This is a genomic window from Acinetobacter bereziniae, from assembly GCF_016576965.1.
Classification (GTDB): domain Bacteria; phylum Pseudomonadota; class Gammaproteobacteria; order Pseudomonadales; family Moraxellaceae; genus Acinetobacter; species Acinetobacter bereziniae.
Genome location: NZ_CP066119.1, coordinates 3,075,172 through 3,088,936 on the forward strand (window position 1 = coordinate 3,075,172; position 13,765 = coordinate 3,088,936).

Annotated in this window: 9 protein-coding genes and 1 pseudogene; 3 read left to right on the top strand and 7 right to left on the bottom strand. The window is 35.5% G+C overall.

The window, feature by feature from the left end; all coding sequences use genetic code 11:
• Window positions 1–66: 66 nt before the first annotated feature.
• Both I9192_RS14455 and I9192_RS14460 read right to left on the bottom strand, forming a co-directional pair.
• The gene (locus tag I9192_RS14455; protein ID WP_004829026.1) at window positions 67–606 is read right to left on the bottom strand and encodes a fimbrial protein; all 540 of its coding nucleotides are present in this window, start codon (window positions 604–606) and stop codon (window positions 67–69) included.
• Window positions 607–1,238: 632 nt separating this feature from the next.
• The gene (locus I9192_RS14460) at window positions 1,239–2,069 is read right to left on the bottom strand and encodes an alpha/beta fold hydrolase (RefSeq protein WP_005032559.1); all 831 of its coding nucleotides are present in this window, start codon (window positions 2,067–2,069) and stop codon (window positions 1,239–1,241) included.
• A 418-nt stretch (window positions 2,070–2,487) separates the two neighbouring features.
• On the opposite strand from I9192_RS14460, the pseudogene I9192_RS14465 reads away from it, so the two are divergent.
• From I9192_RS14465 to I9192_RS14475, 3 genes and pseudogenes are all read left to right on the top strand, one after another.
• Window positions 2,488–3,405: pseudogene (locus tag I9192_RS14465) on the top strand (acetoacetate decarboxylase family protein).
• 673 nt (window positions 3,406–4,078) lie between these two features.
• A complete protein-coding gene (locus tag I9192_RS14470; RefSeq protein ID WP_200149871.1) occupies window positions 4,079–4,879 on the top strand; it encodes an APH(3') family aminoglycoside O-phosphotransferase in 801 nt (266 codons plus the stop codon).
• A gap of 403 nt (window positions 4,880–5,282) precedes the next feature.
• Window positions 5,283–6,641, top strand: coding sequence for an amino acid permease (locus I9192_RS14475; RefSeq protein WP_200149872.1), 1,359 nt, complete (start codon window positions 5,283–5,285; stop codon window positions 6,639–6,641).
• Between the two features lie 51 nt (window positions 6,642–6,692).
• Here I9192_RS14475 and I9192_RS14480 read toward each other — a convergent pair whose 3' ends face one another.
• From I9192_RS14480 to I9192_RS14500, 5 genes are all read right to left on the bottom strand, one after another.
• A complete protein-coding gene (locus I9192_RS14480) occupies window positions 6,693–8,372 on the bottom strand; it encodes a zinc metalloprotease (protein WP_200149873.1) in 1,680 nt (559 codons plus the stop codon).
• A gap of 626 nt (window positions 8,373–8,998) precedes the next feature.
• Complete coding sequence (locus I9192_RS14485) at window positions 8,999–10,447, bottom strand: NAD-dependent succinate-semialdehyde dehydrogenase (RefSeq protein ID WP_004829037.1); 1,449 nt, start codon at window positions 10,445–10,447, stop codon at window positions 8,999–9,001.
• 15 nt (window positions 10,448–10,462) lie between these two features.
• Window positions 10,463–11,725, bottom strand: coding sequence for a 4-aminobutyrate--2-oxoglutarate transaminase (gabT, locus tag I9192_RS14490; protein ID WP_004829039.1), 1,263 nt, complete (start codon window positions 11,723–11,725; stop codon window positions 10,463–10,465).
• A gap of 365 nt (window positions 11,726–12,090) precedes the next feature.
• Window positions 12,091–13,269 carry a hypothetical protein gene (locus tag I9192_RS14495; protein ID WP_200149874.1) on the bottom strand — a complete coding sequence of 393 codons (1,179 nt, stop codon included), beginning with the start codon at window positions 13,267–13,269 and terminating at the stop codon, window positions 12,091–12,093.
• Window positions 13,270–13,397: 128 nt separating this feature from the next.
• Complete coding sequence (locus I9192_RS14500; RefSeq protein ID WP_171066814.1) at window positions 13,398–13,748, bottom strand: hypothetical protein; 351 nt, start codon at window positions 13,746–13,748, stop codon at window positions 13,398–13,400.
• Between the last annotated feature and the right edge of the window lie 17 nt (window positions 13,749–13,765).

Here is a 13,765-nt window from a genome sequence, read left to right on the forward strand (position 1 = left end):
TACCTAAAATAAAGTAAAAGAGCTAAGTGGGCTAACCCACTTTAGCTCTGCACAATTCAATAAAAATTATTGATAGATAATAGTATATTGAACTGAAGTTGTAACTTTACCAGCAGCAGCAGCGTCAGTTGCATAGTATTCAGCATAGTAGTTAAGATCAGCTGAACCTTTATCAGCAACGTCTACCCATTGAGAGTTCGTTTGCGCACCAGAAGCACCAGCAGCAAGTACTGGAATGAATTGGTTGTTAGAACCTAAAAGTTGAACTTGAACGTTTTTAGCACCGTTTGCAGTTGCATTTTGGTTGTTTAAACGACCAGTACCGAAGTCAACAGTTGAACCTGGTTCGAAGTAAGTTGCAACTTTACCTTCTGAACAGTTTGCTAAGTTGATTGTGAAAGGAGTACGACCAGCAACATTACCAGTTTTAGCAAGTGTTTGCTTAGATACAGTTGGAAGGCTTACTGTAAAGTCTTTACCTTGTGGTGTAACGATGTCACAAGTTTTATCAGTAACTAAACCGTTAATTGTAATTGTACCATCTGCTGCAAAAGCACTAGAAACCCCTAAAACTGCAACTGATGCCGCTAAAAAAATCTTTTTCATACCAAGTGTCCTATACAAACAAAAATGATTAGTGTTGGTCGATGTGTATTATGCACACTCAGACAAAAATGTAAACAATGTCACACTTTTTAAAGAAAGAGATACGATTCCTAGCAAAACTATCAATTTTTGAGATCAATTATTTATTTATATTTTTTAATATCTTAAATAATCATTAAATTGATTTTTCAGTTTTAATTAAATTATTATTTTTTTGTAACTGAGCTGTAAACAAGCATAATTCAAGTGATTTTGACTTTAGATTGAAGTTTTAATAAACAAGTTAAAAAGCTCAATGAATTGAATAGATTACTTATTAATGTATAAAAATCATGCTATTTCTTAGCAAATAACTGAATGCCCCAATATGAACAAAAAATAAACAAAGCATACATTAATACTTCCTTTTTATTGTATTACGAGCCGCAAAATTGAGATCAAATATTGTGTGTTTTTATCAATGAAATTTAATATATTAAATAATGCACTTAAAAATCAGACTAAAAATTAAATTAAAAATAATTTCAAATACTTAAATTAAATTTTAGATGAGATTATTCTTCTCCTTACTACATCAACCGAGCAAAAAATAGAGACATCACTGCCTCTATTTTAAATTCATGTCGATTTGATTAAGCACGAATAAATGCTAAAAGATCTGGATTGATCACATCAGCATTAATGGTCAACATGCCATGTGAGTAACCTTCATAGGTTTTTAATGTACCATTTTGAACCAGTTTCGCAGAAAGAACACCTGAGTTTTCATAGGGTACGATCTGATCATCATCGCCATGCATGACCAAAACTGGCACTGAAATTTTTTTAAGGTCTTCCGTAAAGTCTGTTTGGGAAAAAGCCACGATGCCATCATAGTGTGCTTTTGCACCTCCCATCATACCTTGACGCCACCAATTTAAAATCACAGGCTCTAACCTTTTGCTATTTGGACGATTAAATCCGTAGAAAGGACCGGCTGGTAAATCGTAATAAAACTGCGCACGGTTTTTAAATAACTGACTTTGTAAATCATCAAAAACTTCTTTAGCTAAACCGTTTGGATTATTTTCTGTTTTTAACATTAATGGTGGTACTGCACTGACCAAGACGGCTTTAGCAACATTCTCCTCTCCATGTCGAGCAATATAGTGTGCAACCTCTCCACCGCCAGTCGAATGTCCGATATGCACAGCATTTTTAATTCGCAAATGCTTAACAACTTCTGCGACATCATCCGCATAATGATCCATATCATGCCCATCCCAAACCTGACTTGATCGCCCATGTCCTCGACGGTCATGGGCAACGACTCGGAAGCCTTCATTTAAAAAGAACAATAATTGTGCATCCCAATCATCCGAGCTAAGCGGCCATCCGTGATGAAAAAACAAAACTTGTGCATCTTTCGGTCCCCAATCTTTATAGAAAATTTCCACACCATCTTTTGTTGTAACATATGCCATGCTTATTTCTCCCGTTTGAGATTTACATTTCAATTGTTGATCTATGTTTTAATCAATGCGTACAAATCCCATTCCCATTGGAAATGAATTGTTGGATTACATTTCAATACTAAGATTAAAGTAAACTTGATGGTCAACACTTTTAGTTATCGCCTGATAGTAAAAATGTAAATCAAAAAATCAGTTGAAAATAACGGTTTTATGTTTGAGCCTTGATCGCTATCAATTTATTTTTAAATTTCAGTTTTAAAAAAGGTCTCCATCTTACAATCTTGCAACATGCTTCCCAAGCATATTTATTTTTTATATTTTTCGACTTGACCTTAAAGTCCACTTCAAACTTATAGTGATTACATCAAGCTCTAAGCCACTCAATCCATATGGTTTAGTCCTGCTTCCCATGTAAAGGTTAACTAAAATGAATACTGATAAGCAGTTTACTGAAGTTGAATTTGGACAATATAAGGTCAAAGTCCCATCAGGTGGATATTATGATCGCTTTAGGATGAATCCCGATTTGGATCAAGTCGCTTAAGACGCTACTGTTGGAAATATCGATTTTTTTCGAAAAATTCCTAAGAAGCAAATAGCATCAAGAGTCGGACTGGTTTGGGCGCCGAATTTCTATTATAAGAGTTCTAATGTTCAACTTTTAATGTTGGCACCCATTCAACAACTCAGAAACAAACTTCCACAACCATTAGAGCCACTGCAAGCATTCCCTGGTTATGGCTTAGTGGCACTGACATTTTTCCATTATGATGTTTGTGATAATGACCCATATAACGAAGTTTCAGTCGCAATTGTTGTACGCCAACCACAAGCAAAAGGTTCACATGCCTTAGAATTATTCCGTTCCATGCGTCAACGCCATTTCTATGCTCATGTTGTCGCGCTCCCTGTAGATACTGAAATTGCACGTATCAGAGGAGTACATGGCTATCAACTTCCTAAATGGCTGACTGAAATTCATGTCAATATCAATACATCGACAATCCATGCACATCTCACAGATACTATAGGTCAACCAGATCTTAGTTTAACGACAACAACGCCGAAATTAAAGAAACTAAAACCAGAATCTCGAATCAGTAAAACAACGATGTTGCATCAAGTTGATCATCAATGGCAGCAAACTCAGGTTTTGACCAACACACTTTCATTCACTCAAAAACTCTTGCCAAAACATGTTAAATTGATTCGTCATGGCGGACCACTAAGTCAGTTATTAAATGAATTAGATGCATCCACCATCTTACGCTTAGATGTTGTTGAGGATGCACAAGTGGTGCTGCATTTACCTGTTCCTGTAAAAATTAAATCATCGAGTAACTGAACGATTTGAATAAGCGCATTTCATCGCTACTTTGTGTTATTTTGGTGTTTTTTTGAGGTGATCCTGTTCTCAATCAGGACGGAGATTTTTTATTATTACAGCTATATATCCAATATATGTAGCTGCACTTATGTACGTGTATGTGTCCGTCGTCCCCCTAAACAATTAACAGATCTACTTAGACTTTGTATATTGCATCGTCAAAAGCTAATTCATTTTTCTAAGAAATACTTTAGGGTCTGTGGACAATTCGTCTATGTTTGCGACTAGGTGTGTTTTTTAGGCGATTCTAGGCGCGAAATACGAAATTTACTCATTCTAAATGATGAGAAACACTGTTTCGCAAGGGAACGATGAAGCGACAAAAAACACGCTAGTCCCCGCTGCGCCTTGCGCTGCAAACAAAGCAGTGCTTTGTTCTTGCTCAGGGTTGTAGTTAAAATTATCTCAGGCTACGTTATGAAACTCAAAAATAGTCTCGCTATTCTCTTCATTTCCTTGCGGAGTACACTCCTCATACCTGCTCAATTTTAACCTACAACGCAAGCCATTTATGAAATGTCTACAGCCCCTAATCACACATACAAGTCATGATTTAATTAACATTTACAACCTAATCCAGTTAGTATGAAAATTAAATTCATCGAAAGTATATATTTAAGTGGAAACGAGTATGCCAATTGAATATGAAAAACTACCTCTAAGTATTCAAGAACAAATAGGACAGAAACAAGCGAAGATTGATGATATTGGGATGTCCAATGCCAATATTCTGCTCTATGAAGACATGGTGTTAAAAGTAGAAGCACATCAAGCTGAATCTAATCATGAACATACCATGTTAGGCTGGTTAGCCAATAAGTTACCTGTACCTGAAGTTCTTCTGTCCATTCAAGATCAAGAATTTAGCTATTTATTGATGAGTCGTGCAAAAGGTGAATTCGCATGTTCAGGTTACTGGCTCAGTCATCCTCAACAGTTGGTCAAAATTTTAGCCCAATGTTTAAAAATGTTATGGGCAGTACCCATTCAAAACTGCCCTTATGACCTATCTTTGGACCATAAACTCAAAATTGCTGAGCAAAATGTACTTCATAAAAAATATAGTATTGAGGATGCGGAAGTAGGTACCTATGGAGATTCTGGTTTTCAATCTCCTGAAGCGCTTTTATCCTGGCTAAATGAGCATCGTCCTAAAGAAGATTTAGTTTTTTCACATGGAGATTTTTGTTTACCCAATATTTTTATTGATCAAGAAAATATTAGTGCACTAATTGATTTAGGTCGAAGCGGTATCGCTGATCGTTATCAAGATATTGCTCTGTGTTATCGTAGCTTGAAGCATAACTTTTCTGGTGTTTACTCTGGTATTGCTTATCCTGACTTTAACCCTGACATATTATTTGATGAACTAGGTATGACGCCAGACTATGACAAAATTCGTTATTACATATTGTTAGATGAGTTATTCTAAGTTGGGGTGCGAAATCAAAGGTCGAAAGCGCTTAGTCCCATGTGGAACATTTAAATTTAAATGTTCCATTTAACTCATTAGAACGCTTACGAAAGTAGGTTTTTTAATCATTTTAATTTTATGCAATACCTTATAAATCAAAGGTCGTTTCTACTCAATTTTTGACCAAACCAAGAGATCTATTTCAATAAAAATAAAGAAATCATCGATCATTGTTATGTTTTAACTTTAGACACTAAAGTACAAGACACTTCTAATCAGCTCGGTTAAATCTTTAAACATGTTCTTTTCTATCATCAGCGTTTCTAGAATTATTTCAAGACACTGCTTTAATCGTCATTTCAAACTAGGCGATCCATAGTCAATCTATTACAATACCCGTTTTTAGTCAGCGCATTGTATTTTGAACCAATCTTCTCCCCAATTAAAACGTGGACTTAAAAATCGTCATATCCAATTGATCGCTATGGGTGGCGCTGTGGGTACTGGACTATTTTTAGGTTCTGCACAAGTCATCCAATCTGCTGGACCTTCGATTATTTTGGGCTATGCCATCGTGGGTTTGATTGCATTTTTAATTATGCGTCAAATGGGGGAAATGATTGTAGAAGAACCAGTGGCTGGTTCTTTTAGTTATTTTTCACAGAAATATTGGGGAAGATTTCCAGGCTTTTTATCTGGCTGGAATTATTGGGTCGTCTATATTTTAGTCGCGATGACTGAACTCACCGCGATCGCCAAATACATCCATTATTGGTGGCCACATATACCTGCATGGGTATCCACTTTATTTTTCTTTATCGTGGTTACAGGCTTTAATTTAGGCAATGTTAAGTTTTATGGTGAATCTGAATTTTGGTTAGCCATTATCAAAGTGACTGCCGTCATTTCAATGATTGTGTTTGGATTATACTTATTACTTACAGCAGGCGCAGATTCAACAGCAAGTTTTAATAACCTATGGCAGCACGGCGGGTTTTTCCCGCATGGATTTTCAGGATTATTTTATATGCTTGCCTTTTTAATGTTTGCCTTTGGTGGTATTGAATTGATTGGTATGACTGCTGCTGAAGCAGAAAATCCTGAGAAAAGTATTCCTAAAGCCATCAATCAAGTGATTTTTAGAATTATAATCTTTTATATCGCTTCTCTTGCCATCATCATGTCTTTGATTCCATGGAATCAACTTGATTTGGGTGGTTTGGACAAAAGTCCATTTGTGATGATTTTTAGTCAGCTTGGTATTGAATGGGCAGCTCATCTGCTCAATTTTATTATTTTGACCGCAGCACTTTCTGTTTATAACAGTGGTATGTACGCCAATAGCCGTATGCTCCACGGACTTGCTATTCAAGGCAATGCACCTGCGATTTTTGCCAAAGTAACGCAACAAGGCGTACCCGTGCCTGCGGTGGTATTCTCTTCTGTCCTTATTTTTGGTTGCGTTTTGCTGAATTATTTTATACCAGAACAAGCATTGAGCCATCTTATGTATATGGCTGTTGCTGCGTTGGTTTTAAATTGGGCAATTATCAGTTTTACCCATTTAAAGTTTAAAAAAATAGCTCAGATAGAAGGTACTCAGACTAAATTCCCTGCGTTATTTTCGCCTTTCAGTAATTATCTCGTCCTGACTTTTATCGTGATGATTTTATATATCATGTGGACACAAGGCTTTAAAGAGTCCGTCATTTTAATTCCAATCTGGATTTGCTTTATGTTTGGATTATTTAAAATAATGACCTGGAATAAATCAAACTAATTTAAAACAGGCTTATGAGGAAAAATAAGCCTGTTTGTGTTTCTTTACAATTCAATAATTAGCCTCTTTTCCGACCCAAATCCATAATATACCTGTAATACGTTGATTTAGACGAATATTATCAATTTGATATTTAGATAATATATTTACTCTATTTTTAAACTTAGATATAGCATTACTTGTGGTGTAGTCATAATCCATTAAATTATCTGTATACCCCTGATATGATTCAAATAATTCCCCATATTCAAAAATATGCGTTAATCCTAATGCATGACCAAGCTCATGGGCATACGTTTCCAAAAAGCCTTGTTCAACACCATCTTTAAAGAAAACAATAGCATTATCAAATTCATCTTGACTAGAAAGTTCTCCTTTAAAATAGTTTAGACTTGGATAAGCTTTAAAACTTGCACTTCCTGAGATTCCACCCCAGTTATCATTTCGATTTTCAGGTGGTACAGCTCTCATACGAATCGGTGTGAAAAAAATAAATGTTCTTCTTTCTAAATCACTATATGGCGATCGAAATTCTACCCACATTTTACGCCAATAGAGTTCTTTTAACTCTCTAATAAACTCTGTATAAATAGCCTCAGTTAGATTAAACTTTTTCTTTCTTTTTAAATTATTTTCCTTAATTTCATTTTCACCAGTTATATTTTCCAAATATTTGATGCCATATTTACTCTTTATCTCATCTTCCCACCATTTTTTTACAAAACTTCGGACTTCTGGGTCTGTTTTTGACAATAAATCTAAATCAAAAAGCTCTCTTTTCACAACCTTAAATACCATCAGAGATTGATTAAAATATCTGTTTTTAAGTTCCCACTCATAGTTTTTGGGTTTTTCTAAAATTTCTCCTTTAACTTTAACATCAACTTCAACCATACTAATGACGCTGATCGCAGAATTTTGACCAATATATATCACCCCAACCTCTTTATCCGGACATCCATTTCGTGATGCGATAACTTTAATGTATTCATTCTTTTTTAATACTGCACCCGAACAACGAATTGTAATTGCATTATTTTTTTTATAACTATATCTATTGGTTTCTACAATTTTTTTAACAGTTTCACCATTAACTGTTGTTATGTCTTCACGAGCATCTAGTTTTTTAAATTCTCGTTTTGTGTTGATAAAGCTACTTAAAGGTTCACATAAGGGTTTATATTCAATACTATTTTCATTTTCAAATACTGTCTGAGCATTTTGATTATTATTAAATGTTGATAGTGTGATGAACTTACTCGAAGCCTGAAACTTTAGAATAGTTCCATTATCTGTCAGAGGTTCTTTTTCATCAATCAGTCCTTGGTCATTTTTGTCAGTAAATTGCTGATGAATTTCTATATCTAAACATACACCATCTTTATTTATTTCCTCACTGCCATATATTCCTTTATAATTTGAAGCAAAAAAATAGAGCCAAGATGGGAAATATGAAAAATTATCTTTAAGATGATAAGTACTATCCATATTACTATACATAACTTGATAAAGTGAACTGTAGTTGGGAACGATTAGAACCGTATCTTTTTTCCCTTCTATATTAAGCAAAGGATAGATATATTCATCACGCACCCAATCAAACCCAAACTCTCCATGATATCGATCAGAAGGTCGACCAATTTCATATGGACGTCTAAAATGGACAGTAAAATTTCTTACACAATCTGCGCTTAAAGTCCCTAATTTAGGGCTAGATTCAATTTTACTCATGAATTAATCCTTAATTTTTGAATTTTGATGAGAGTTTTTTAAATTTTATTGTTGTGATTCTAAATTAAGATACCGTAAGTGGTAGTTAATAAAATATTTATAATCTCAACCCTTTAGAAATAAAATTCTAATTTTCATATCAAATAATATTAACTGAATAGTGCATAAGCATGATCAATTAGATATATATCACATGAAAGATGCTATTCTTTCATAATCACTGATCATTTTTCTAGACCTATTAAGCTTTAGTGTATTGCAAAAATGTAATTAAGAAATAAGTGCTATTGGCTTGATCTCTTTTTAAAATCAAACCAAATTGAATTCAATTTTTAAAGAAAAAAAATGACTGATAAAAAGATGGACACTTACTTTCGTCTCATTGCTACAGCTGAACAAGAGTTGATTGCAAACAATGGTCATATGAAAATTAGTATGATTTGTTCTTTATCGTGATGATTTTATATATGATGTGGACACAAAAATTTATAGAGTCCATGATTTCAATTTGTATTTGCTTTAAGTTGGGATTATTCCAAGTCATGACTTGGAATAAATCGAAACCCATGTAATTGGTTCAACATAATCATTTTTGATTTATGAAAGAGGTCTACTATAAAAATTGCTTATACCGATAAATCTACACAGAAATATTTCATTTCGAGGTATTCATCAATCCCAAACTGAGAACCTTCACGTCCCAAACCTGATTGCTTAATCCCACCAAATGGTGCAACTTCATTTGAAATAAGACCCGTATTTATCCCGACCATACCGTACTCAAGTGCTTCACCCACACGCCATTGACGTGCAGTATTCTGCGTAAATAAGTAACTTGCTAATCCAAACTCAGTATCATTCGCCATCGCCACAGCTTGTTCTTCATGACTAAAGCGGAACAATGGCGCTAAAGGACCAAAGGTTTCCTCCTTTGCTACATCCATATCCTGAGTCACTTCAGTCAAAACAGTAGGTTCAAAAAAAGTTCCACCTATAACTGAACGTTGCCCACCCACTTTTATCTTGGCACCTTTACTGAGTGCATCCTGAATATGAGATTGCACCTTAGCAACAGCTTTCTCATCAATCAATGGACCTTGGGTTGAACCCTCAAGGCGACCATCACCAACTTTTAACTTTGCGACAGCTTCAGTTAATTTTTCAGCCAATTGATCATATATCCCCTCTTGTACATAAATACGATTTGCGCACACACAAGTTTGACCACTATTACGGAATTTGCTCTGCATAATACCTTGAACAGCTTGTTCAAGATTTGCATCATCAAAAACCAGAACTGGGGCGTTGCCGCCTAATTCAAGGGACAATTTTTTAATTGTTGGTGCGCATTGTTGCATTAAAATACGCCCCACTTGTGTCGAACCTGTAAAGCTGAGTTTTTTTACAGTGGCACTTTCACACAGCATTTTACCAACTTCAATCGCATCACCACTGATATGAAGTAATACATCTTGTGGTAAACCTGCCTGAACTGCTAAAACTTCCAAAGCATAGGCAGTTAAAGGCGTTTGCTCAGCAGGCTTCACGATCATAGAGCAACCTGCGGCTAAAGCAGGAGCTGCTTTTCGTGTAATCATTGCTGCTGGAAAATTCCAAGGAGTTATTGCTGCAGTCACACCAATAGCCTGTTTAATAACCAATAAACGTTGATGTGATTGCGTAGGTGTAAGCACATTACCGTCAATACGGCGCGCTTGCTCTGCAAACCATCGAATAAACGATGCTGCATAAGCAATTTCACCTCGTGCCTCTGCCAAAGGTTTACCTTGTTCAGCAGTTAATATCTGCGCTAAATGCTCTTGATTATCTATGATTAATTTATACCAATTCCAAAGTATATCCGCGCGCTGTAATGCTGTTTGAGCTTTCCAAGTCGTTTGTGCTGTTTGTGAACGCGTAATAACGTCCTCTACAGCCTCACGATTGTGAGCTTTTACCCATGCTAATGATTGATGTGTTGCAGCATCTTTGACTTCGATATAACAGCCATCTTTAGGCATTTCGAAACAAACATCTGAATGCTGTAATAAATATCTTAAGTGATTTTGAAGCATTTCAAGTCCTTTTGCTTATGATGCAATTAAGTTTGCAAATCCTTGTTTTAAAATATTCAATGCTTGGCTAAATTGTGTAGCAGGAATCGTTAATGGATATAAGAAACGAATCGCATTACCATGACGACCACAAGTCAAAATCAATAAACCATTTTCCATTGCATAACTTTGTATGATTTTGGCTTGTTCAGCTGTCTCTAATTCAACTGCAATCATGGATCCAAGTGCACGAATATCTGTAATCATGTGTGTTGTCGCTTTAATCGTATTTAGAAGTGCAACTAACTCTGCCCCTAATACATTTGCACGATTACACAAGTCTTCACTTTCAATCACATCTAGAACAGCAAGTGCTGCAGCCACACCTATTGGGCTTCCTGCATAAGTCCCACCTAGCCCACCAGGATTTGGAGCGTCCATGACATCCGCTCGCCCTACAATACCAGAAATTGGAAAACCACCACCCAGACTTTTTGCCATGGTGATTAAATCTGCTTTCGTTTCATAGTGGTTCATCGCAAATAATTTACCTGTACGCGCAAAACCAGACTGCACTTCATCAGCGATCAGTAAAATACCGTGTAGGTCACACAAGGAACGTAAACGCTTTAAAAATTCAGCAGGCACTACGTTAAAACCGCCTTCGCCTTGTACAGGCTCAAGTACGATCGCTGCAACATCATGTGCAGCAATATCCTCTGCAAAAATATCTTCAATGCTTCGAATCGCATCATCTACCGTTATACCTTTCAACTCGGATGGATAACGTGCATGAAACACGCCTCCAGGCATTAAACCAAAGTCACTTTTATAAGGCGCGGTCTTACCTGTCATTGCCATGGTCATAAATGAACGACCATGAAAAGCATTGCTAAAAGTAATAATGCCATGACGCTGAGTGAATGAACGGGCGATTTTTATTGCATTCTCTACAGCTTCTGCCCCTGTTGAAAAGAATGCACATTTTGCCTTGCCATTAATTGGTGCACGTTCATTGATATGCTCAGCAAGAGAGACATAACTTTCATAAGGTACAACTTGATATGCGGTATGGGTGAATTTTGATAGTTGTTCAGTAACAGCACTAATAACTTTGGGATGGCGATGCCCTGTATTTAATACACCGATTCCACCAGCGAAATCAATAAATTGATTACCCTCCATGTCCCAGATCGTCGCATTTTCAGCTTTTTCAGCATACCATTGACACATCACACCAACACCTCGAGGTGTTGCTTGTTGTTTACGTGTATTTATTGAAATGTGCTTACTACTCATGTCATACCTCATTATTTTTCATTCATAAATGGTAAATCTTAGTATCTCGATCATATGGTTGATGAGATGCAGGTCATTGATCCAATTTTGCACTTTTAGCAATAAGAGACGAGAGCCACTTTGGGTGAGTTAAAGAGAACCAATTTATAATTTTTCAGAGATGTATAACGTTTTAAAGTTAATCAATTGCGAAGCTCTGAACAAAAAGTATCTGTTTATAGATGTTTTTTTGTTGAGCTATTATGAATTAAGATAAGTATGAACAGTGAGACATTTAGATATTGAAAGCGCCTTCTCCCTAAAGGATTTAGGCAGAAGGATTATTTTTGTTGGCTTATATTAAAAATAAGTTTATAACTTTAAAATTAGAATTTATAGATAAACAATAAATTCAACAACTTACTATTCCCAGCAAAATCCCCTTTAGCCAAAGAATTCGCATCTCCCCCAATAAATACATCATTTTTGCCAATGATATATTCAGTAACTAACGAAAACTGATGAATATCCAATTGAGCCCCCAAAATAGTTCGGAAAGATGTCGCAAAACCTGATTGATCTTTATCAAACACTGCATAGCTGATATAGGGTGATAAATCATAGTCTTTATAAAAATCATCAATGTGATAATCAAAATTTGCGACATAATAATTAGCTTTGTTCGCCACATAATATTTTGATTCGAATGAACCTACTGTTGTATAGTTTGGTTCAACCAAAGATTCATTCTTGGCGCGATTCTGTCCAGCTGTCACTGTCAAATTTGCCTTTTGATAATTTAAATGACTAAAAACATTCCATGCATTTCGATGACCTGTTCGTCCATTGTTGTTTTCTAAATCGGAATACCAATAAGATCCTCCTACATTCAGTTTTATTGGAGAACTATCTAGTGGAATTTTTTGATTAACTCTAGCCACCCACATATTTTTTTCTTTAATCGTATCATCGAGACTTGGATTATCAGGCTTAACATAGTTTGCAGAATAGCGAGCAGCGTCCCCAAGACCTCCATAATTTCCCCCATCTCGAGCAAAATAAGCCAAATCTAAGCGAGTATTTTGTCCAAGTTGTTGCTGCCAATTTATCCCTAGATTATGAGTGTCTTCTAGCCCTACATTATCCAGAGAACTACCATACCAACTGCTCGTCCAAAATCGACTAATACCAAAAGGCATGTCTTGTAGACCAACCGTGATTCGACTATCAGCAGTCAATTTATATCCTAAATTCGCGTTCACGAGTGTTGAAAAATCACACAAAGTATCTCCTTGATAACAACGATACTCCACATTTCCATAAAATTGTTTTGCATCATATTTCAAGTCAATTTTGGCTGCATTAAATTTTAATTTGTGGTCATTATCAGAATAATCTTTATCCTGATAATTCGCCCTCACCCATCCTGATACCGTAAGTTTACCTAAATTTGTATCTGCATTGCCCCATGACACGATTTCCGCTTTTGCTAGAGTTGGAATAGTGACTAATGTAGCACTGTTTACCAATACAAATAACTTTATAAAAAAATGTGGTGACGTCATAAAAGTTCCCTAATGAAAATATGTTTAAATCAAATTATTTATAAAATTAGAATTTCGAGTTTCAATCATTCTCAATAATCAAAATTGAATTTTATCCAACAGGAAAAATATCCTGCATTTTAGTGGGATTAATAAAATCTTGCCTTGAATAGACTTGCTGTTTTAGATCTTGCTTCATAGCCTTCGCGATTAGCCATTGCTTTAAAAAACATTGCGATAAAGTGTTCATTATTTATTCCTATTTTTTTATCTGCTGTTGCATTTCCTTGCCTCAGCAAAAGTGATTCATTTTGAGTAATGGACCTATAAATTGATTGCCTCATGTTTTTAATAACACAATCTGTGTTACTAAAAATTAAGCTCAGATTTTTTGCTTTTCTCAAAAAGTCTGTATATGCTCTGACATATAAAAAAATCATATTTGCCGTGATTGTTAAGAAAAATACGCAGAGCATTGACCTAATCTCATTATTTTGCATCGCTGATATTATGCTCG